This window comes from Pseudomonas sp. NPDC087690 (assembly GCF_044743175.1).
In the GTDB taxonomy this organism is placed as follows: domain Bacteria; phylum Pseudomonadota; class Gammaproteobacteria; order Pseudomonadales; family Pseudomonadaceae; genus Aquipseudomonas.
Window position 1 is genome coordinate 803,477 of record NZ_JBIUVX010000001.1, and the last position, 19,497, is coordinate 822,973.

Annotated in this window: 19 protein-coding genes; 9 read left to right on the plus strand and 10 right to left on the minus strand. The window is 60.0% G+C overall.

The genetic code is table 11. The annotated features are described in order from the left end of the window. Window positions 1–190 precede the first annotated feature (190 nt). The gene (locus tag ACIPIZ_RS03725; RefSeq protein WP_401164045.1) at window positions 191–1,447 is read left to right on the plus strand and encodes an MFS transporter; all 1,257 of its coding nucleotides are present in this window, start codon (window positions 191–193) and stop codon (window positions 1,445–1,447) included. A gap of 212 nt (window positions 1,448–1,659) precedes the next feature. Continuing rightward, window positions 1,660–2,682 (plus strand): alpha/beta hydrolase, encoded by a 1,023-nt coding sequence (locus ACIPIZ_RS03730; protein ID WP_401164048.1) that lies wholly within the window; start codon window positions 1,660–1,662, stop codon window positions 2,680–2,682. 85 nt (window positions 2,683–2,767) lie between these two features. Here ACIPIZ_RS03730 and ycaC read toward each other — a convergent pair whose 3' ends face one another. Beyond that, window positions 2,768–3,400: an isochorismate family cysteine hydrolase YcaC gene (gene ycaC, locus ACIPIZ_RS03735; RefSeq protein ID WP_007916011.1), complete on the minus strand. Its 633-nt coding sequence runs from the start codon at window positions 3,398–3,400 to the stop codon at window positions 2,768–2,770. 280 nt (window positions 3,401–3,680) lie between these two features. Here ycaC and ACIPIZ_RS03740 point away from each other — a divergent pair, with 280 nt between their 5' ends. The 3 genes from ACIPIZ_RS03740 to ACIPIZ_RS03750 all read left to right on the plus strand — a co-directional run bounded on the left by ACIPIZ_RS03740 (window position 3,681) and on the right by ACIPIZ_RS03750 (window position 6,138). Then, window positions 3,681–4,079, plus strand: a complete 399-nt coding sequence (locus ACIPIZ_RS03740) for a hypothetical protein (RefSeq protein WP_401164051.1) — start codon at window positions 3,681–3,683, stop codon at window positions 4,077–4,079. 41 nt (window positions 4,080–4,120) lie between these two features. Then, a complete protein-coding gene (locus tag ACIPIZ_RS03745; RefSeq protein ID WP_401164054.1) occupies window positions 4,121–4,537 on the plus strand; it encodes an organic hydroperoxide resistance protein in 417 nt (138 codons plus the stop codon). A 167-nt stretch (window positions 4,538–4,704) separates the two neighbouring features. Beyond that, on the plus strand, window positions 4,705–6,138 hold the full coding sequence (locus ACIPIZ_RS03750) for a catalase (protein WP_401164057.1): 1,434 nt from the start codon (window positions 4,705–4,707) through the stop codon (window positions 6,136–6,138). Window positions 6,139–6,225: 87 nt separating this feature from the next. Here the strand turns inward: ACIPIZ_RS03750 and ACIPIZ_RS03755 are convergent, their stop codons facing one another. The 3 genes from ACIPIZ_RS03755 to ACIPIZ_RS03765 all read right to left on the minus strand — a co-directional run bounded on the left by ACIPIZ_RS03755 (window position 6,226) and on the right by ACIPIZ_RS03765 (window position 9,865). Further along, the gene (locus ACIPIZ_RS03755; protein WP_401164059.1) at window positions 6,226–7,644 is read right to left on the minus strand and encodes an aldehyde dehydrogenase family protein; all 1,419 of its coding nucleotides are present in this window, start codon (window positions 7,642–7,644) and stop codon (window positions 6,226–6,228) included. A gap of 95 nt (window positions 7,645–7,739) precedes the next feature. Beyond that, on the minus strand, window positions 7,740–8,489 hold the full coding sequence (locus tag ACIPIZ_RS03760; RefSeq protein WP_401164062.1) for a creatininase family protein: 750 nt from the start codon (window positions 8,487–8,489) through the stop codon (window positions 7,740–7,742). A gap of 50 nt (window positions 8,490–8,539) precedes the next feature. Next, complete coding sequence (locus tag ACIPIZ_RS03765; RefSeq protein ID WP_401164065.1) at window positions 8,540–9,865, minus strand: MFS transporter; 1,326 nt, start codon at window positions 9,863–9,865, stop codon at window positions 8,540–8,542. A gap of 129 nt (window positions 9,866–9,994) precedes the next feature. Between ACIPIZ_RS03765 and ACIPIZ_RS03770 the strand changes: the two genes are divergently transcribed. After that, complete coding sequence (locus tag ACIPIZ_RS03770) at window positions 9,995–10,960, plus strand: LysR family transcriptional regulator (protein ID WP_401164067.1); 966 nt, start codon at window positions 9,995–9,997, stop codon at window positions 10,958–10,960. On the opposite strand, the gene ACIPIZ_RS03775 is transcribed toward ACIPIZ_RS03770, so the two are convergent. Next, entirely contained in the window at window positions 10,911–11,726 is an 816-nt protein-coding gene (locus tag ACIPIZ_RS03775; protein ID WP_401164070.1) for an AraC family transcriptional regulator, read from the minus strand. The genes ACIPIZ_RS03770 and ACIPIZ_RS03775 overlap by 50 nt on opposite strands. 155 nt (window positions 11,727–11,881) lie before the next feature. On the opposite strand from ACIPIZ_RS03775, the gene ACIPIZ_RS03780 reads away from it, so the two are divergent. Then, window positions 11,882–13,087, plus strand: coding sequence for a CynX/NimT family MFS transporter (locus ACIPIZ_RS03780; RefSeq protein ID WP_401164073.1), 1,206 nt, complete (start codon window positions 11,882–11,884; stop codon window positions 13,085–13,087). 41 nt (window positions 13,088–13,128) lie between these two features. Here ACIPIZ_RS03780 and ACIPIZ_RS03785 read toward each other — a convergent pair whose 3' ends face one another. The 5 genes from ACIPIZ_RS03785 to ACIPIZ_RS03805 form a co-directional block, all read right to left on the minus strand. Further along, window positions 13,129–13,881 carry a 3-oxoacyl-ACP reductase family protein gene (locus ACIPIZ_RS03785; RefSeq protein WP_401164075.1) on the minus strand — a complete coding sequence of 251 codons (753 nt, stop codon included), beginning with the start codon at window positions 13,879–13,881 and terminating at the stop codon, window positions 13,129–13,131. Window positions 13,882–13,938: 57 nt separating this feature from the next. Then, the gene (locus ACIPIZ_RS03790; protein ID WP_401164077.1) at window positions 13,939–14,715 is read right to left on the minus strand and encodes an alpha/beta fold hydrolase; all 777 of its coding nucleotides are present in this window, start codon (window positions 14,713–14,715) and stop codon (window positions 13,939–13,941) included. A 22-nt stretch (window positions 14,716–14,737) separates the two neighbouring features. Continuing rightward, a complete protein-coding gene (locus tag ACIPIZ_RS03795; protein ID WP_401164079.1) occupies window positions 14,738–15,238 on the minus strand; it encodes a cytochrome P460 family protein in 501 nt (166 codons plus the stop codon). Between the two features lie 24 nt (window positions 15,239–15,262). After that, window positions 15,263–16,336 carry an alpha/beta fold hydrolase gene (locus tag ACIPIZ_RS03800; RefSeq protein WP_401164082.1) on the minus strand — a complete coding sequence of 358 codons (1,074 nt, stop codon included), beginning with the start codon at window positions 16,334–16,336 and terminating at the stop codon, window positions 15,263–15,265. Window positions 16,337–16,401: 65 nt separating this feature from the next. After that, window positions 16,402–17,772 (minus strand): epoxide hydrolase family protein, encoded by a 1,371-nt coding sequence (locus tag ACIPIZ_RS03805; protein ID WP_401164084.1) that lies wholly within the window; start codon window positions 17,770–17,772, stop codon window positions 16,402–16,404. 164 nt (window positions 17,773–17,936) lie between these two features. On the opposite strand from ACIPIZ_RS03805, the gene ACIPIZ_RS03810 reads away from it, so the two are divergent. Together ACIPIZ_RS03810 and ACIPIZ_RS03815 are read left to right on the plus strand one after the other, a co-directional pair. Then, window positions 17,937–18,098 (plus strand): hypothetical protein, encoded by a 162-nt coding sequence (locus tag ACIPIZ_RS03810; protein ID WP_401164086.1) that lies wholly within the window; start codon window positions 17,937–17,939, stop codon window positions 18,096–18,098. Then, window positions 18,067–19,335 carry an MFS transporter gene (locus tag ACIPIZ_RS03815; protein ID WP_401164088.1) on the plus strand — a complete coding sequence of 423 codons (1,269 nt, stop codon included), beginning with the start codon at window positions 18,067–18,069 and terminating at the stop codon, window positions 19,333–19,335. The genes ACIPIZ_RS03810 and ACIPIZ_RS03815 overlap by 32 nt, the downstream gene beginning before the upstream one ends. Window positions 19,336–19,497 lie beyond the last annotated feature (162 nt).

Below are 19,497 nucleotides of genomic sequence, written 5' to 3' on the forward strand. Positions count from 1 at the left end.
CTCGACCGGCGCAAGGATACAAGTAGCGCGTCGAACGTGCAGCAACCGTATGACGGAACGTCGTTTTCAGCCCCTTGGCGTTGTTTCACAACGACACGGCGGCGGCCTGCAACTTATATTCGTGGCTGCTGGTCATTAGGCTTGCTGAGGTTGAAACCATCCGCAAACCTCAAATATTGAAGATACCGCCGTGGCCGCTGACCTCGATCGCCGCAACAACCTGTCACTGGACAGCCTGAACTTTTTCCTTGCCGACGTGCGCGACGGTCTCGGCCCCTATCTGGCCATTTACCTGTTGGCGGTGCATCACTGGGAGCCGGCCAGCATTGGTCTGGTCATGACCATCGCCGGGGTCGCCGCACTGATCACCCAGACACCCGCCGGCGCCTGGGTCGACAACAGCCGACGCAAACGTGCGTTGATTGCGATCGCCGCGCTGCTGGTAACCGGCAGTTGCCTGCTGCTGCCGTTCGTGACGTCGTTCACGTGGGTGGCGTTGACGCAAACCCTGAGTGCGATGGCCGCCTCTATATTCGCCCCGGCCATTTGCGCAATCACCTTGGGCATGACCGGGCCACGGGCGTTCACCCGCCGAACCGGGCGCAATGAAACCTTCAATCATGCCGGCAATGCCTGCGCCGCCCTCCTCGCCGGCGTGTTCGCGTATCTGTTCGGACCGGTGGCGGTGTTCTATCTGATGGCGGCCATGGCCTTGGCCAGTGTCATCGCCGTCGCCTGCGTGTCGCCAGCCGCCATCGACCATGATCAGGCCCGCGGACTGGACCCGGCCGACACCGTGCATCGCCAGCCTTCCGGTTTATCCGTGCTGTTGAGCAACCGACCGCTGCTGCTGTTCGCCATTTGCTGTGCGTTGTTTCACCTCGCCAATGCGGCGATGTTGCCGCTGGTGAGTCAAAAACTTGCGCAAGCCAATTTGCAGATGGCCACCCCGCTGACCTCCGCCTGCATCGTCGCGGCGCAACTGGTGATGGTGCCGGCGGCGTTACTGGTCGGGGCGAAAGCCGATGTGTGGGGGCGCAAACCGCTGCTGCTGGCCGGTTTTCTGATCCTGCCGCTGCGCGGTGTGCTCTATACGCTGTCGGACGATGCCTATTGGCTGGTCGCGGTGCAGCTGCTCGACGGTGTCGGCGCCGGCCTGTTCGGCGCCTTGTTTCCGATCATTGTCAAAGACCTCACCCAGGGCACCGGCCACTTCAATATCAGCCTTGGCGCGTTGACGACTGTGTTCGGGCTGGGCGCGGCACTGAGCAATGGCCTCGCCGGGTTCGTTGTGCAGGAGGCTGGTTACAGCGCGGCGTTTCTGACCTTGGCCGGTATTGCGGCGGTGGCGGTTGTCCTGCTCGCGATCGGGGTTCCGGAAACCCAGCGCAGCGGTCGTCAGGCTGAAAGCGGATTGGTCGAGGCCAGCACTGAATCCTCTGCGTAATCCATATCCCTTCCCTGCCCTCTCATTGCCGCCATTTCTACTCTGCGCGCCGCGCCAAACGGCCGCGGCGGATGCGCGTGGCGTTAAAAAATCCAGATTCAGTGGATCAGGCAAGCAATCCAGAGGAATGCACTACGGCGCTGAGGAGCTGATCGAGAGAATGTTCGGGCACAGGCTCAGACGAATAAACCCTCAATCGCAAGGACATTCCAGTGAAAGGTTTTTGCTTGGCCTTCGGGCTGCTCTTCAGTACTTTTTCAGCCATGGGGGCCGATATGTCGAACGGCGCAGACAACTTCTACACCAGCGATAAAGTGACCGTGGAAAAGGTCACCTTCAAGAACCAGTACGGGATGAAGGTCGCAGGCAATCTGTTCAGCCTGAAGAACCTTGATCCACAGTCAAAAAATGCCGCGATCATCGTCGGCCACCCGATGGGCGCAGTGAAGGAGCAAAGTGCCAATCTCTACGCGACCAAAATGGCCGAACAAGGCTTTGTCACGCTGTCGTTCGACTTGTCCTTCTGGGGCGAAAGCGAGGGCCTGCCACGCCAGTCGGTTGCGCCGGACATTTATGCCGAAGACTTCAGCGCGGCGGTGGACTTTCTCGGCACTCGCCCACTGGTCGATCGCGAGCGTATCGGCGTCATCGGTATTTGCGGCAGCGGCAGCTTCGCCATCAGCGCCGCCAAGATCGATCCACGACTGAAGGCGATTGCCACCGTCAGCATGTACGACATGGGCGCTGCCAACCGCAACGGCCTCAAGCATTCGCTCACGCCAGCGCAACGCCAATCCATCATTGAACAGGCGGCGCAGCAGCGTAACGCGCAGTCCTGGGGCGGCCCGATCCGCTACACCGGCGGCACACCGCTGAAACTCACCGGCAACGCGGTGGGTGACGAGTTCTACGATTTCTACCGCACCCCGCGTGGCCAGGTCACCCCGACCGGCGCTTCGCCGCAGTCCACCACCATGCCGACGCTGGTCAGCAATGTGAAGTTCATGAACTTCTACCCGTTCAATGACATCGAGAGCATCTCCCCGCGCCCGCTGCTGTTCATTGCCGGTGCTCAGGCGCACTCCCGCGAATTCAGTGAAGACGCGTACCAGCGCGCGGCCGAGCCCAAAGAGCTGCTGATCATTCCAGGGGCCGGCCATGTCGACCTGTACGACCGGGTCAACCTGATTCCCTTCGCCAAATTGACCGAGTTCTTCAGCCATAACCTGAAGTAACGCCATCGCAACGCTGCCAGCGCTTTAAAGCGCAGACACGACAAAAGCCTGCTTTGAGGGCAGGCTTTTGTCAGGTCGCGTTCGCTTACTTTTGCTGAGCGGTCAGCGCCGAGTAGCTGTTCATCAGGTTGCGGTAGTTGGGGATGCGCTGCGACAGCAGATTGCCCAAGCCTTCAATATCGTTGCGCCAGTCGCGGTGCAGCTCACACGCCACCGAGAACCAGTTCATCATCTGCGCACCGGCCTGAGTCATGCGGCTCCATGCGGCTTGTTGCACCGTGGTGTTGAAGGTGCCGGAAGCGTCGGTCACCACAAACACATCAAACCCTTCTGCCAGCGCCGACAAGGTCGGGAACGCTACGCAGACATCCGTTACTACACCGGCAATGATGATCTGCTTGCGACCGGTAGCCTTGATTGCCTTCACAAAATCTTCGTTGTCCCAAGCGTTGATCTGACCTGGGCGAGCAATGTACGGCGCATCCGGGAACATCTCTTTCAACTCGGGTACCAGCGGGCCGTTCGGGCCTTGTTCGAAACTGGTGGTGAGGATGGTCGGCAGTTCGAAGAACTTGGCCAGATCGGCCAGGGCCAGTACGTTGTTCTTGAATTCGTTGGGCGAGAAGTCCTGCACCAGAGAAATCAGACCGGTCTGGTGATCAACCAACAGCACGATGGCGTCGTCTTTGTTCAAGCGGTTGTAGGTTGGAGTAGTCATGGTGTGCGTCCCTTTTGAGTTTTTGAAGTTGTTGTTGCGTTCAAGTTGGGTACAGATTACTGACGCACAGGGACGGGATAAATCGGCTGAAAAGTGTTTTACCGTCAACTCGAACAGGACAATCCTCTGAACATGCACAAGCCGCACTAACAAACACTAACAGCGCCTAACTGGCGTTTGATACGCCTGGGGGTGCACGCTTGAATCGCACCATTCAAAGCCAGGCACCAGTCACCGGTTGCCTTGCTCAGTTGAACATTTAATTCAGAGGGATCCGAACATGGCTGAAGGTAATCACCCGAGTTATCTGTGCAACGCTGAGCGACTCGGCAACGACGAGCTGCATGCCTTGATGGCTGAAGCCATCCGCCATGGCCTGCCTCAGTCACAACAACTGCTCGCGACCATCACACCGTTGCTCCTCGCGTTCTTCGAGGGGCAGGTACAAGCCGGACGCGTCAGGTGTGAAGACACCCAGAGTCTTGTCCAGCAAACCTTCAACGCGCTTTATCTGGGTCAGACACGGTATGACCCGAACGCACCGTTCCGGGCTTGGCTCCTGGAGATTGCCCGCGCCACACTGCTGCACAATGTCGACAACCGGACAGCAAACGCACGGTTTGAACCTTTCACAGCGCTAGCACCGCTGCACAGCCCGCAAGTACTGCGAGCAACGTGATTGATCCGTTCAACGTCGAGAATGCTTGTCAGGAAGTACACATGATCAACATCCAGAGAACGCTTTACACCGCTCACACTTACACGACTGGCGGTCGCGAGGGCATTGGCCGAAGCGATGATGGACGACTCGATCTCAAACTGTCCCCGCCGGGCGCCCCCGGGACAGGCACCAACCCCGAGCAGCTTTTTGCCGTGTGCTGGTCAGCCTGCTTTCTTGGCTCGCTGCGTCATGCCTGCAACGCTCGTAAAATCGGCTTTCCAGCGACGGCCGGTGTTAACGCCCAGGTCGATCTGATCCATGCAGAACAGGGCTTCTTTCTGCAGGCGCGACTCGTCGTTTCGTTGCCTGACATAGACGCGGATATCGCGCTGCAGTTGATCGAAGCGGCGCACCAGAACTGCCCTTACTCCAAAGCCACGCGCACTAACATCGACGTCAGCATTACCCTCGCCTGATGCTCATATTCATACCTTCGCCTATCCAGGCGACACCATCGTTCAATAGCTCGCGCCTGTCGCCTCTGCTGTGATTGCCGCGTGCGTCGTGAGCGCCGCAACCCTACTTTCGGCCGCTCGGAACAAGACGCCCGCCTTCCAGAATTCGACAGAGCCAGGAGAAGCCCATGAACAAGCTGACGACCGCCGCGGGTGCGCCAGTGGTGGATAACAACAATTCGCAGACGGCGGGTGCAAGAGGCCCGGTGCTGTTGCAAGACGTATGGCTGCTGGAAAAGCTTGCCCATTTTGATCGGGAAGTCATTCCTGAACGGCGCATGCACGCCAAAGGCTCGGGTGCGTTCGGCACCTTCACCGTGACCCACGACATCACGCGGTACACCAAGGCCAAGGTGTTTTCGAGCGTTGGCAAGACCAGCGATATTTTCGTGCGCTTTTCGACAGTGGCCGGGGAACGTGGCGCCGCCGACGCCGAGCGTGACATTCGCGGCTTTGCCATCAAGTTCTACACAGAACAAGGCAATTGGGATCTGGTCGGCAACAACACGCCGGTGTTTTTCCTCCGGGATCCGTTGAAATTCCCCGATCTCAATCACGCGGTCAAGCGCGACCCGCGCACCAACATGCGCAGTGCCCGCAACAACTGGGACTTCTGGACGTTGCTGCCCGAGGCGCTGCATCAAGTCACCATCGTCATGAGCGACCGCGGGCTGCCGCAGTCATACCGGCATATGCACGGGTTCGGCAGCCATACCTTCAGCTTCATCAGCCCGAACAACGAACGATTCTGGGTGAAGTTCACCTGGAAGACTCAACAAGGCATCGAAAACCTGACGGATCAACAAGCGGCGACACTGGTTGGCGATGATCGCGAAAGCGCTCAACGCGACTTGTACACCAGCATCGAGCAAGGCCAATTTCCGCAATGGAAACTGTTTGTGCAAATCATGCCGGAGGTGGACGCGGCGTCTTATCCGATCAATCCCTTTGACTTGACCAAAGTCTGGCCACACCAGGACTACCCTCTGCTCGAGGTCGGCGTTCTTGAACTCAACCGCAATCCCGACAACTACTTTGCCGACGTAGAACAAGCGGCCTTCAACCCGTCCAATGTCGTGCCTGGTATCAGTTTCTCTCCGGACAAAATGCTGCAGGCACGGTTGTTTTCCTACGGTGATGCGCAGCGTTATCGGGTCGGCGTCAATCATCATCAGATTCCGGTCAACGCTGCCAGATGCCCGGTCAACAGTTACCACCGCGACGGCCAGATGCGTACCGACGCGAACGCCGGCAGCACCCTTGGCTATGAGCCCAACAGTGATGGGCAATGGGTCGAGCAACCGGACTTCAGCGAACCGCCGCTGGCCTTGCACGGCGATGCGGGACATTGGAACCACAGGGAGGATGGCGACTATTTTTCTCAACCGGGCGCGCTGTTCCGGCTAATGAGCCCGGCGCAAAAACAGGCGTTGTTCGATAACACCGCGCGGTCGATTCACGGTGCATCGGCGCAATCGAAACAGCGGCATATCGAGCACTGCACCCTGGCGGATCCAGACTACGGTGCAGGTGTCGCGCAGGCCATTGAACGCTTGGATTAAGGCATCGCCTCCAGCAGAAGCAGACCACCGTCAGCTTCTGCTGGAGAACGTTCAAGTACTGCTGCGCGCGTAGCCGGGGTTGCACGCCTACTCCGACACCACGCTCTTGGCTTCAAGAAAACCTTCCAGCCCGAAAACCCCGAACTCGCGGCCGATACCTGACTGTTTCACGCCGCCGAACGGAGCAAGAAGTTCTGGAGCGATGCGGTTGATCAATACCGAGCCGGCCTCCAGCCGCGCGGCCAGTCGCAGGGCGCGCTCCTGCTGCCGGGAGAACACATACGCTTGCAAGCCGTAGACACTGCCGTTGGCGATAGCAACCGCTTGCTCCTCATCGTCATAGGCAATGATCGACAACACCGGGCCGAAAATTTCCTCGCGGGCAATGTCCATTTCGTTGTCGACGTCGGCAAACACCGTCGGCCTGACGAAATAGCCTCTGCTCAGGTCGCTTGGTCTGCCCTCCCCGCCGCAAACCAGTGTCGCGCCCTGCTCGCGCCCTCGGCGGATGAACCCTTGCACACGGTCGAACTGGGCTTGGTTCACCAGCGGCCCGATGGCCGTGGCCGGGTTATGCGGGTCGCCCACCACCAACGCCTCGACGAGGATTTTCAGGCGCTCGATGACTTCCTTTACACGCGTGCGCGGCACTAACAGGCGTGTACCGGCAACGCACGCCTGACCGTTGTTCATGAACGCTGCATTGAGTGCCAGGGGAATCGCGGTATCGAAATCGGCATCGTCCAGCACGATGGACGCCGACTTTCCCGTCAGGGACAGATTCACCCGTTTCATGCTCTCGATGCCGGCGCGAGCAATGAGTTTTCCGGTGGTGGTGGAACCGGTGAATGAAATTTTCGCGACGTGCGGGCTGGTGCTGAGTTCATCGCCCACATCACTTCCGCGCCCCAATACAATATTGATCACACCCTTCGGCAGCTCGGCGCGGTGCAACACTTGCGCCAGCACATGCGCCTGCAAGGCACTCAACTCGCTCGGTTTGATGACCGCCGCACAACCGCCGGCGATGGCCGACGCCAATTTGCTGCAGATCGTGCCCGCCGTGCTGTTCCAGGGCGCAATCAGCGCCGCCACGCCGACCGGTTCCATCGACACCGTGGCGCTGCCGACGCGCCGAACGAGTTCATACGTCTCCAGTGTCTGCGCCGCGTTGGCGAAAGACTGCGAGGCGTACTGGCTGACCCATTGCGCTCGGTTAAAAGGCGCGCCGTACTCCTCGATAGCGCTGTCGCGGATGTCATCCGTGCTCGCCAGCACTGCACTCTGCAACCGCTTGAGCATGGCGATGCGCTCAGCCTTGGAGGTGCGCTTCATCGCCGCTTGAGCTTGTCGAGCAGCAGCAATGGCGCGCTTGGCGTCTTCGCGATCGGCCAATGTCACCGTGCCGATGACGGCTTGCGTGGTCGGGTTGATGCATTCCAGGCGTTCATGGCCGTGAACAGGAATAAACGCTCCATCGATATAGCTTTGCTGGATATTCCACATGGTGGCGTACCTGTATGACTGTGGCGTTGTCCGGGTTGAGGCAGCAACGCCCGGACGCTCCGGACGTTGCCCAGCAAGCATGGCGCTGCCGCGTTTCAGCCCGGCATCGACTCACGGCTGAACGCTTGCACTTCCTGCACCAGACCTTGCGCCGCCATCATCACCAGTTGGCGACCTTTTTCCGGCGACGCCTGCGCCGGATCCGAGCCCATGCGCCCATCCGGGTGGCGTGCACGGAAATCGGCCGCCTCCCGAATAGGTCCCCAATTGGCAATTTGCGGCGAGTAGTCCGCCGACTTGATGGCCTCGGGATAGGCCCACTGAGTCACGGCAATTTCCGAAGGCGTTGCGTGAATGCCATGGCCGGTGGGGAACTGGTCACGGGCCAGATCATTGATCCCTTCCAGGTCCCACCAGTTGCACAACTTCAAGGCGAAACCCGCTGGACGACGGGCGAAGCTGGCCTCGGCATACAGCTCCGAGAATGCCGCCTCGATCGACGCGATGTTGCCGCCATGGCCATTGAGAAAGAAGATCTTTTCAAAGCCGTGGGCCGCCAGCGAGCGCGTCCAGTCACCGATGGCGGCGATAAACGTCGAAGGCCTCAGCGTGATGGTTCCCGGGAACCCCAGATGGTGTTGCGCCATGCCGATATTGAAGGTCGGGGCAATCAGGATGTCGGCGTTTTTCTGTGCTTCACGAGCGATGATTTCCGGGCACATCCAGTCGGTCCCTAACAGGCCCGTCGGACCGTGTTGTTCATTGGAACCGATCGGTATGACGATCGTCCGGCTGCGTTTGAGAAACTGCTCGATTTCAGTCCAGGTCGATAGATGTAAAAGCATCTGCGTTCTCTCTTTGTTGAGTTCCTTGCGGAACACAATGGGTTTGCCGTTCAAAGCGCCTGATCAAGTTGCGCTGAATTCACAACGGTGCCGGAGCGCGTCAACGGTTTGCTCGCGATGATCACCAGCGCCGCGCAGAGAAACACGCAGCCGACCGCGACCATGCCGGGATTGACGCTTGCCGTTGACGTCTTGGCCCAACCGATCACTGCCGGGCCCCAGAAACCGCCACACAGCCCGATGGTGTTGATCAGGGCGATGCCGCCTGCTGCCGCTTCGCCTTTGATGAGTTCGGATGGCATCGCCCATAAAACGGTGTAGGCCATGAACATCATCGCGATCGCCAACGTCAGCAGGACCATTGATAACACCAGGTTGCCATCGGCAACAGGATACAAAAGTATCAGCAGTGCCCCGACGGCAGCGGGTACTGCGCAGTGATAACGGCGCTCACCGCAGCGGTCGGAGCGGCGCCCTATCCAGTACATGCCGGCGGCCGCTGCCACGTAGGGAATCGCCGCACACCAGCCCAACTGCATCATGTCGCTGACGCCCTGGGCCTTGATGATTGCCGGCAGCCAGAAGCTCATGGCGTAGATGGAAAAGATGATGCAGAAGTAGGCACACGCGAGGATGTAGATTCGCCGATCGCGCAACACCGCTTTGAACGAATGCGCGCCCGCTGAAATGCTGCCCAGTTCACTGGCCAGCCACTGTTTTTCGGCCACGCTCAGCCAACGCGCTTCAGCGGGGTGGTTGGCCAGATAGAAGTACACAAACGCACCGAGAAACACGCACGGCAGGCCTTCGATCAAGAACATCCACTGCCAGCCCGCCAGCCCGCCCACGCCTTCAAACGTGGTGATCAGCCACGCAGACAACGGACCACCGATGATCCCGCCAGCGGGACCGGCGATAAACACGATCGCAATCGCCCGTGCCATGCGTTTGGGGCCGTACCAGCAAGACAGGTAATAGATCATCCCGGGCGCGAAACCCGCCTCGAAAACCCCGAGCAGAAAACGCATGGCGTAAAACATCGGCACGTTGCGCACAAACAGCATGCAAGCCGACGTAATGCCCCATAACACCAGGATGCGACTGAACGTCTTTCGCGCACCAACCCGCGGCAGCATCAGGTTGCTCGGCAATTCGAACAGTACATAACCGAGGAAAAACACCCCGGCGCCGACGCCATAGGCCGCATCGGACAGGCCGAGATCGTGCTGCATCTGCAATTTGGCAAAGCCGACATTGATCCGGTCCAGATAGGCGAACACGTAACACACGAACAACAGCGGCAGCAGCCGCCAGCTGAGCTTGCGGTATAACGCACTAAGGTCGGCACTGCTGGCCGGAGTGATAACGGTTGACATGCTGAACTCCGTTTTTTGTTGTGAGGTCTGGCTTGCAGGCACGATGCTGCGCCGCCGATGAACAGTCAGCAAGAGCAACTAAGTTCGTGTACCGTTGCTCCACGAGCAACACAAAAAAGGAGCCGTTTGATGCGTGAAATCAACCAACAGCGCTTGCGCTACTTTCATGAGGTGCTGACGCACGGCTCGATTCGCGGCGCTGCAGACAGCATCAACACCTCGCCATCGGTGATCACACGCCAGATCAAACTGCTGGAAGAGGAGCTGGGCGCGAAGCTGTTTGAACGCCAGGCGCGTGGGGTTCAACCCACCGAAGCCGCCGCGCACTTGCTGGAGTTCTGGCGCGGCTATCGATCACATCAGGAAAAACTCGAAGACCAGCTACAAGCGATCAAAGGCCTGCAACAGGGCCATGTGCGGGTGGTCATCAGCGAAGGCTACGTCGACACCCTGGTCGACCACGTTCTGGCACCGTTTTGCCAGCAGTATCCAAAGCTCGATATCCGCCTGGATATCCTGCCCGTTGACGATGTGCTCAACGAGATCGCAGAGAATCGCGCGCATATCGGCCTGGCGTACAACCCTCCTCCTCATCCGCATATCGACTACCGCGCGACCTGCCAGCAACCCGTCATGCTGTTGGTGCGCCCGGATCATCCGTTGGCGATGAAAGGAGGCATGGCCAGTGTGGCTGATCTGCTGGAGTGTCAGCTGGTGCTGACGCCGACGACTTTCGGTATCGGCCATGCCCTGAAGATGCTCGAGTACGCCGAGAAGATCACCATCCGCCCGGCCCTGGTGAGCAATTCACTGGCCGCACTCAAACGCCTGGTAGCCAGCGGTGACTTTGCCTCGCTACTGGGCGAGGTGGCGGCCTATCGCGAGATCGCGCAAGGCGATCTGACCGTGGTGCCGGTTGACCATCCCCTGTTTGTGCAAGTCGAAGCGAAGCTGCTGGTGAAGGCCGGCCGGCCATTGGCTGCCCCCGCGCAAGAGCTGTTGAACTGGATGTTGCAACGCTTGCCGATGTTCGCCGCCGGCAAGCTCAGTGACCAACGAGGAACTCGCGGGGGGACTCGCCCATCGCCCGTTTAAACATCGCACTGAAGGCGCTCTGGCTGCTGTAACCCAACTCGCGCGCGAGGGTGCCGATCGACTGCCCCTTGTCCATTCGGTCGATGGCCGTCGCCAGCCGCACCTGCTGAACCCAATGGCGGAAATTCAATCCGGTCTCACTGCGAAAAAGGCGTATCAGCGTGCGCGCGCTGGCCCCGACCTTGTCTGCCCAGTAATCGATTGAATGGGCCTGTCGGGGTTGTTCCAGAATGGCCGTGCACACGGTGACGAGTCGCCGGTCAACGGGCCAGGGAATCTGCAGCGGCAGCGTCCGCGCGCCCTGCAGCTCACTGAGTATCAGGGCCACGATGTGCGAATTGCGCCCCGCCTCCGGGTACTCGATGGATTGCCCGGCCAGCGCCAGTATCAACTCGCGGAGTAACGCCGAGACTTCCAGCACCTGGCAACCGTGACCCAATCCTGTTGCAACGTCGGGTTCGATGTACACCGAGCGCATCTTGACCGGGCTGAGCATCAGTTGATCGTGGACGATGCCCGGCGCAATCCATAACGCGCGCCTCGGTGGCAAGATCCACAGGGCATTGTCGGCCGCCACGCGCATCACCCCTTCCGCGGCGTACAACAATTGCCCATGACGATGGGTATGCGGCGCGTTGTATTCGCCGCTGCATTGATCGCGCACCAGGACGGTCATCGCTCGCGGTACGCTTTGATAGTCCAGATAACTCTCGCTGCGCGACGACCGCATGCCGCCGGAAACAAGCGCGCGAAGCTCTGCTTTCATGGCATTGCTGTCCCGGGTACGAGGGACGACGGCGAGCCGGTACTGGCGCAAAAAGACTGCAAGGCACGATTGTCACTTTCACGACAAAACATGGCATCTCCCATTTTACGTTGATCGTTAGCCTTGCCGTGTACTTCTTCAATAAGGACACATCGATGGCAAAGCCCCTTGATTTTCTCGACCACAAACACAGCGTAGCCGCGGTGATCGGCTTGCTGATCCTGTCGATCGCCTTGCGCCCACCAATTATTTCGATAGGTCCTATCCTGCTGTTGATCCAGCAACACTTTCAATTGAGTTACACCCAGGCCGCGCTGTTGACGTCGATTCCCGATGTCTGCATGGGCGTATTCGCCTTGGTGGTGCCAAGCCTGGCCAGACGTTTCGGTATCCACCGTAGCGTCGTTGTCGCGCTGACGCTGCTGGGTGGCGCGACCTTGTTGCGCGCGGTTTCACCGAATGCCGTTTTGCTGCTGGGCAGCACCTTTCTCGCCAGCATCGGCATCGCCATTGCTGGCGCCATGACCGGTGCCTGGATCAAGACCCACTTTCCCCAGCAGCCGGCGCTGTTCATGGGTATCTATGCCGGCGGCCTGAGTATTGGCGCGACCCTAGCGGCGGTCTTCAGCGCACCGATCAGCGAGCTTGCGCAGAGCTGGCGTGTCGGTGCCGGCATCTGGAGCGTGTTGTGCGTGACCGCTATCGCCAGCTGGCTATGGATGGCAAAACGTTTCGCCACACCGACGGCAGCCGCCGCATCACGGGGCAACCCAGTTGCCGATTTACCTTGGCGCAACCCGCAAGCCTGGTTGGTCGCACTGAATTTTGGTGCCGGTCAATTCGTGGTCTACGCCCTCTTCGCCTGGATGGCCCCGGCCGCTGTGGAAACAACGCATTCGCCGGGCTTGCTGTTGGGTTTGTTCACGGCCGTGTTTGCGTTGGCCAGCATCGGTGCCGGACTCATTCCCGGCAAGGCTCACGACCGCCGTATCTTACTGGCGGTGTCGGCAGCGCTGGCGATACTCGGCGTTGCCGGCATGGCCTTCGCGCCGAGCCATTCACCGCTGCTCTACGTGGTGTTGGCGGCAATCGGCCTGGGCATGGGGTTTACCGTTGCCATGACCTTGCCGCTGGACCATGCCAGCAGCGCCGAGCAGGCCGGATCATGGACGGTGTTCATGTTGTTCATCGGCTACCTGATTGCCGCCCTTGGGCCGCTGGCCTTCGGTGCACTGCGTGAGTTAACCGGTCATTACGGTTCTGCCTATCAATTGCTGTTCGCGGTGTTAGTACTCATGTTGTGCATCACGCCATGGTTGAAACTGGCGGCGCAAAAAACACTTCGCGCCTCCATTGCCTGATGCCCCGCATACGCATGAGCGCTGTAATCGCCCAGGAAAACTCAGGCCAGATAACCGCCATCAACGGTCAGGCTTGCACCGGTGACGAACGATGCGTCGTCACTGGCCAGGTAGGCCGCCATACCGGCGATCTCATCGGGGCTGCCCAGGCGTCCGAGTGGCACCAGATTGATCACGTGATCCAGATAGGGCGCGTCGGCCGGATTCATGTCGGTTGCAGTCGGGCCTGGTTGAATGTTGTTGACGGTAATGCCGCGCGGCGCAAAGTCCAGCGCAAGACCACGAACCATCCCGATCAGCGCCGCTTTGCTCATCGAATAAGCGCTGGATCCCGGAAAACCGCTGCGTGCGCCGGCGACACTGCCGATGGTGATGATACGGTCACCGCGACTCATCACTTTCGAGCAAGCCTGCGCGGCAACGTAAGCCCCACGCACGTTGACCGCATACATGTCATCCAGCGCCTCGACGCTGAATTCATCGACCGAACCAAGCCCGAGAATCCCGGCATTGTTGACCAGTATATTCAGTGCGCTGAACTGCTCCACCGTGATGCTGACGGCGCGCTGGATTTCCTGCGCACACTTGCTGTCCGCCTTGATCGCCAATGCTTTGCCGCCCTCCGACTGAATATTGTCGACCAGCGCCTCGGCCTTCGCCGCAGAGGCCGAGTAAGTAAAGGCCACTGCAGAGCCCTCTCGCGCCAGGCGGCGGACGATCGCCGCGCCAATACCGCGAGAACCGCCGGTGACCAAGGCAACCCTGCCAGCGAAACGTTGTGAAATCATCGACATTTGCGAAACCTCCAGTGCTTGATCAATCAGCGCCGCACCAAGGTACGGCGCTGGGCATTACTTGGCCGACGCGGCTTTTTCGATCAGTCGGGCGACGGGCAACGGATGGGAAACCATCACGACATGGGAAGCGCCCTTGACCACTTCCACCGCTTTCGCGTCGGCCCGTTTGGCCATGAACGCCATGGCTTGCGGCGGAATGTTTTTGTCCTTGTCGCCATAGATGTACCAGGATGGGATGTGCTTCCAGGCGGGGTTGCCTGCTTGCTCGTTTAACGCCGCCTCGGTGACCGGGCGCTGCGTCGCGGCCATCAGTGCGGCTTGCGCCGGGGGCACATCAGCGGCGAACTGGTCAGGAAACTTGTCTTGCTGGATGTATAAATCCTTGCCGCCATCGCTCAGCGCGACTGGGGCCGCCAGCGTCGGGCCGAGGGTGCTGCCCGGAAACTTGCCGGCCAGGCCGGCAACCGTTTCACCGGCCTCGGGTGCAAAGGCACTGACATACACCAGCGCTTTGACATTGGCCTGATCATTGGCGGCATCACTGATAACGTTGCCACCATAGGAATGGCCTACCAGCACCACCGGCGTCTTGATGCTCGCCAACAACGCGGCAATGGCGGCGCCATCACTCTTGACGCCACGCAACGGATTGGCGGCGGCCACCACCGGGTAGCCATCCTTCTCGAGAATCTGTGTCACCCCATTCCAGCTTGAAGCGTCGGCAAAAGCGCCGTGCACGAGTACGACGGTGGGCTTTTCGGTTGGCGCCGCCATGGCGTTGCCAACACCCAGGCCAACGGCAATGGCCAGTGCGATGAATGTCTTTTTCATTGAGATCTCCTTATTGGACGGTTTATGGCGCAAGCCGCGTGAAGACAAAGTCATGGTTGCGCACTCGCGCCTGATGACAGGCGAAACAGGTTTGATGCTGAGCCTCATCGGCCGGTTTACCGTTGATGAAGCGGCCAAAACCCCAGCCACCGGTGGCCGCATACTTCTGCGAGTCCTTGACCATCACCTGAACAGTGGTGGCTGCACCGGGGATCGAGGCGGGTTCGAATTCCGGCGACTGCACGTGTTTCCAGGCGAGCTTGACCAGCACCGTGCCGTCGGGAAATGGCAGGGTCGAATCCTGATAAGCCTTGATCGCCAGATCATTGCCCAGCACCGCGCGCAGCTCGTTCAACGGCTCCGCTTCCTGCGCCGGGGCAATCAACGCCCATTGGCGATAGCCCTCGGGAAGCTTCACACCGTAGATCGGTGACACCTCGCTGTCGCCGAGGACGACACCGGTGGCGAGCAGCGCAGCGCACGCGATAGCGGCTGATATCGCCGTCAGACAGTTGAGGTTCATAGTCGCGCTCCCTTCGGCCGGCTATCAAAGGTGGTCGGCATCGATCACCGCCTGGGCGAAGGCTTGTGGCGCCTCTTGCGGCAGGTTGTGGCCGACACCACCGCTGATCAGCCGATACTCATACTTTCCGGTAAAACGCTTGGCGTACGATTCGGCCGGTGGATGCGGCGCGCCATTGGCGTCGCCTTCCATGGTGATGGTCGGCACGCTGATGCTCGGAAAAGCCGCGAGTTTTTTCTCCAGCGGATCGTATTTGACCTCGCCCTTGATCAGGCCCAGACGCCAGCGGTAGTTGAAGATGGACACGGCGACGTGATCGGGATTCTGCAACGCCGCGGCACTGCGCTCGTAAGTCGCGTCGTCGAACTGCCATTGTGGCGAGGCCAGTTTCCAGATCAGCTTGGCGAAGTCCCGGGTGTTTTTTTCGTAGCCCAGACGACCGCGTTCCGTGGCGAAATAAAACTGATACCACCACTGCAACTCGGCAGCCGGCGGCAACGGGGTCTTGCCGGCGTCTTGGCTGCCGATCAGATAACCGCTCACCGCCACCAGCGCTTTCACCCGTTCAGGCCACAAGGCGGCGACGATGTCGGCCGTACGCGCGCCCCAGTCATAGCCTCCGAGTACCGCTTGCTTGATGTTCAGCGCATCCATGAAGTCGATCAGGTCCGCCGCCAGCGCAGCGGGCTGGCCATTGCGCACGGTTTTGGCCGACAGAAAACGGGTATCGCCATAACCGCGCGCATACGGAATCAGCACGCGATAGCCCTTCTGCGCCAAGGCGGGCGCTACGTCGGTGTAGCTGTGAATGTCGTAAGGCCAGCCGTGCAACAGAATGACCACCGGCCCGTCAGCCGGGCCGACTTCGGCGTAGGCGACATCCAGCAGCCCGGCCTTGACGTGCTTGAGCGGGCCGAACGAAACGTGAGTCCCGGGTGTCAGCGTGTCGATTTTGCCGGCAGGTACATCAGCGGCATTGGCCTGCGCTGAGGCAATGCTCAACGCGCCAACCTGCATCACGGCCAGCGCCAGAATCGAGCGAGCGAGCAGACGCCGATAGCTGATGGCGGCTTTGGGATTTAACGCAGTCATGTTCATGGTGATACTCCCTTGCGAATCTCAGGTGGGTGACGGCGGTTGTTCGGGGTGGATGCAAACCGGTTTCAGCGTGCGGCTTGATTGGCGTCTGCCTGCGCCGCCGTGCGCAGAGGTTTGAAGGCGGCGCGCAACTCTTCGCTAAACAGTTGCGGCTGCTCCCAGGCGGCGAAATGCCCGCCCTTGGCCACTTCGCTGAAGTACGACAGCGATGGATAGGCGCGCGCGGCCCAGACCTTCGGTGCACGGTAGATTTCATGAGGGAACACGGTGATCGCCACCGGGACCTTGATGTCCGTGGTCTTCTGCGCCGCCGCACTGAAATTATTGTTGTTGTTCTCCCAATAGAAACGTGAGGACGACGCGCCGGTATTGGTCAGCCAGTACAGACTGATGTCGTCGAGCATTTCATCGCGACTGAGTACACGCTCGGGGTGCCCGTCACTGTCGGTCCACGCGGCAAACTTTTCGTACATCCAGGCCGCGGTGCCGGCGGGCGAATCCGCCAGCAGGTAACCGATGGTCTGCGGCCGTGTCACCATCATTGCGCCGTAGGCGGCGCTGCGACCGAAGAAGCGGCTAAGCGAGTTGTAGGCGGTAAATTCCGGTTCGGTCAGGCCGGCCGGTGCCGGGTCGCCGCTGTTTATCGGCTTGACCAGTTCCGGCGGCACGGTCGCCGGCATGTTCAAATGAATCCCGAGCAAACCCGGCGGTGCCAAGCGGCCCAGTGCATCAGAGATCACCGAGCCGTGATCGCCACCCTGCGAAACGTAATGGCTGTAACCAAGGCGTTTCATCAGCACATCCCACGCCTTGGCCACGCGGTCAGGCCCCCACCCCGGCTCCGTCGGTTTACCGGAGAAACCATGCCCCGGAATCGACGGAATCACCACATCGAAGGCATCTTCGGCGCGCCCGCCGAACGCGGTCGGATCGGTCAACGGACCGATGGTTTTGAGGAATTCGAACTGCGAACCCGGCCAGCCATGGGTGAGGATCAATGGCATCGCATTGGGATTGCGTGAACGCACATGAATGAATTGGATATCGACGCCATCAATCGTCGTGACGAACTCCGGTAAGGCGTTGAGCCTGGCCTCGGCTTTGCGCCAGTCATAGCCGCTGCCCCAGTACTTCACCAGCTCCTGCACCTGGGCCAGTTGCACTCCCTGGGAAACATCGTTGACCGTTTCCTTGTCCGGCCAACGGGTATCGGCAATGCGTTTGCGCAAGTCCGTCAGTTGCGCTTCATCGACATGGATTCGATACGGGCGAATGGCTTGCGACTGCGCCGACGCTGCGTTGGCTGACGGCTGCTCAGCGGGCGGGCTGGCCGCCCACGCGCCATGGCTGCCTGCAAGCACAACGAGCCCGAGCAACCCGGCCCGGATAGAAAAGACCAGACGATGCGTCGTGAAACCGGACGAAACCGCAACCATGATGAATCTCCTTTGAGTAATTGTTGTGGGAGCTTGTCGCGCGCCGCAGCGTCTGTTCGAGCAGCAACAGCGGCGACATCCGGCTCACGCTGCGGATCAAATCACCCCGCAGACACCCGGGCGATTACACGATGGTGTCGGTCGATACTTAGGTATGAGGCGCCATGCGCACACTCACCCGCCTGCTCAGGACGTGGCGTCTGGAAAAATCCGCGAAAAAAAGCTCGACGCTGGCAATCCGCACAGCCAGCATTGAGCACCCCTTCGAAAAACAACGCGGCGCAAGGACAGAAAATGCTTGGGGAAACAGTGCGCAAGGCCGGTAATGACGCAACAGAGGCCGCTTCTCAGTGGGCGCTCATCAGCCTGTGCATGCTCTTTAACGTCATCGATGGTCTGGATGTCATGGCCATGGCGTTTACCGCCAGCCGCGTTGCAGCAGAATGGGGTTTGAAGGGTGCCGAACTCGGCACGCTGCTGAGCGCAAGTCTGCTGGGCATGGCCGTTGGTTCCCTGCTGGCCGGCCCCAGGGCAGACCTTTACGGACGCCGTCCGGTTTTGCTGACGGGCCTGGCATTGAGCAGCCTGAGCATGCTGCTGTGCTTCTGGAGCCCGAACCCTTACGTGCTGATTGGCCTGCGTTTGCTGACCGGCGTTGGCACCGGGGCGATTCTGGTCGGCGCGAATGTGCTGACCTATGAACATACGTCTGCGCATCGGCGCAACCTCGCCATCGCTCTGCAATCTGTCGCCTTCGCCCTCGGCGCGAGCCTGGGCGGTCTGTTGGCGCACGTACTTAATGAATACGCAGGCTGGCGTTATGTGTTTCTCACGGGTGGGTTGCTCACCCTGGCGGGGGCATTGGCAGGCGCATGCTGGTTGCGCGAGTCCCCTGCCTTCATGGCACTTGACCCTCAGTCGCCACGCACGGCGCCAATGACGGTTACGTTACGAAGTGCGCAGTATCGAGAGCTGTTCGCGGCCGGCCAGTGGCAACAAACCCTGGCGCTGGCGCTCGCACTGTTGCTCATCATGTTCTGCTTTTACTTCGTCATGAGCTGGACACCGACGCTGATGATCCACAGCGGCTTTTCCGAAAAACAAGGCGTGGCTGTCGGGATGCTGTTGTGTGCCGGCGGGGTTATCGGCGCACTATCGCTGGGCCTCGCCGCCAATCGTTTCGGCTGTCGACGCCTCTTGCGGGGTGCCCTGCTGCTCAATGTCGCGTTGATGCTGTTGATCGTCCCGTCATCTCATGTGGCAGGCCTGATCGTACCGGTGGGTATTGCGACCGGGTTGTTGCTCAATGGCATGATCGCCGCGATGTTCATATTGACCCCGCAGGCCTTCGACACGGCGATCCGCACCCGTGGCGTGGGTCTGGTGCTTGCCACGGGACGTATCGGCGCGATTCTCTCGCCAGTCATTGCCGGTCTTCTGCTGGATGCCAACTGGAGCACGCAGGGCCTGTTTGCATTTTTTGCCGGCAGCCAGGTGTTGGCGGCCCTGCTGATCGGTTTCGGTTGCGGGCGCGCAGGCCGCCAGACGTCGAAGCCATGCTGATGTTTACCAGTTCATGAGGGTATCTCCTGTTTGAGTGGTTTTTGAGTCCACCTGAGCGATCTCGATGGAAGCCATTTAACGCCGCTCAGGTATCCCGGATGTGTCAGTCACGCCGCCAGGTGAATCAGTACGTAACCGGCTGCGGCCCTGATACACAGTGAT

What these genes read in the sequence shown, in the direction of transcription:
- ycaC (WP_007916011.1), bottom strand. Translation starts at nt 3,400, where the DNA reads ATGACTACTCCAACCTACAACCGCTTGAACAAAGACGACGCCATCGTG.
- ACIPIZ_RS03740 (WP_401164051.1), top strand. Translation starts at nt 3,681, where the DNA reads ATGGCTGAAGGTAATCACCCGAGTTATCTGTGCAACGCTGAGCGACTC.
- ACIPIZ_RS03745 (WP_401164054.1), top strand. Translation starts at nt 4,121, where the DNA reads ATGATCAACATCCAGAGAACGCTTTACACCGCTCACACTTACACGACT.
- ACIPIZ_RS03750 (WP_401164057.1), top strand. Translation starts at nt 4,705, where the DNA reads ATGAACAAGCTGACGACCGCCGCGGGTGCGCCAGTGGTGGATAACAAC.
- ACIPIZ_RS03755 (WP_401164059.1), bottom strand. Translation starts at nt 7,644, where the DNA reads ATGTGGAATATCCAGCAAAGCTATATCGATGGAGCGTTTATTCCTGTT.
- ACIPIZ_RS03760 (WP_401164062.1), bottom strand. Translation starts at nt 8,489, where the DNA reads ATGCTTTTACATCTATCGACCTGGACTGAAATCGAGCAGTTTCTCAAA.
- ACIPIZ_RS03765 (WP_401164065.1), bottom strand. Translation starts at nt 9,865, where the DNA reads ATGTCAACCGTTATCACTCCGGCCAGCAGTGCCGACCTTAGTGCGTTA.
- ACIPIZ_RS03770 (WP_401164067.1), top strand. Translation starts at nt 9,995, where the DNA reads ATGCGTGAAATCAACCAACAGCGCTTGCGCTACTTTCATGAGGTGCTG.
- ACIPIZ_RS03775 (WP_401164070.1), bottom strand. Translation starts at nt 11,726, where the DNA reads ATGAAAGCAGAGCTTCGCGCGCTTGTTTCCGGCGGCATGCGGTCGTCG.
- ACIPIZ_RS03780 (WP_401164073.1), top strand. Translation starts at nt 11,882, where the DNA reads ATGGCAAAGCCCCTTGATTTTCTCGACCACAAACACAGCGTAGCCGCG.
- ACIPIZ_RS03785 (WP_401164075.1), bottom strand. Translation starts at nt 13,881, where the DNA reads ATGTCGATGATTTCACAACGTTTCGCTGGCAGGGTTGCCTTGGTCACC.
- ACIPIZ_RS03790 (WP_401164077.1), bottom strand. Translation starts at nt 14,715, where the DNA reads ATGAAAAAGACATTCATCGCACTGGCCATTGCCGTTGGCCTGGGTGTT.
- ACIPIZ_RS03795 (WP_401164079.1), bottom strand. Translation starts at nt 15,238, where the DNA reads ATGAACCTCAACTGTCTGACGGCGATATCAGCCGCTATCGCGTGCGCT.
- ACIPIZ_RS03800 (WP_401164082.1), bottom strand. Translation starts at nt 16,336, where the DNA reads ATGAACATGACTGCGTTAAATCCCAAAGCCGCCATCAGCTATCGGCGT.
- ACIPIZ_RS03805 (WP_401164084.1), bottom strand. Translation starts at nt 17,772, where the DNA reads ATGGTTGCGGTTTCGTCCGGTTTCACGACGCATCGTCTGGTCTTTTCT.
- ACIPIZ_RS03810 (WP_401164086.1), top strand. Translation starts at nt 17,937, where the DNA reads ATGCGCACACTCACCCGCCTGCTCAGGACGTGGCGTCTGGAAAAATCC.
- ACIPIZ_RS03815 (WP_401164088.1), top strand. Translation starts at nt 18,067, where the DNA reads ATGCTTGGGGAAACAGTGCGCAAGGCCGGTAATGACGCAACAGAGGCC.